We start from the raw sequence: 252 nt of genomic DNA on the forward strand, positions 1-252 counted from the left end.
CCCGAGCGACGATCGCCCCGCCGCCGCGCCCGTCACCGAACCGCAGGCGCGGACACCCGCACCCGACCCGGCGCTGGTGCCGCTGCCCGCCGCACCGGTCGTGACGCCGGCACCCATCGCCGCGACGCCCGCGCCGGCCGCGCTGCGCCATGCCGCCGCAGCAGCGCCCGTGCGTGCGCGATCCGGTCCGGTCGCGACATCGCCCGTCGTGCCGCCCGCCGCCGCGCCCGTCACCGAACCGCAGGCGCGGAC

At 81.7% G+C, this 252-nt stretch carries 1 pseudogene; it reads left to right on the forward strand.

The window, feature by feature from the left end:
• Positions 1–252: pseudogene (locus tag AX685_RS22665) on the forward strand (hypothetical protein); the annotation flags it as partial.

The organism is Sphingomonas sp. CCH9-F2, assembly GCF_001556735.1.
GTDB classification, from domain to species: Bacteria; Pseudomonadota; Alphaproteobacteria; order Sphingomonadales; family Sphingomonadaceae; genus Sphingomonas; species Sphingomonas ginsenosidimutans.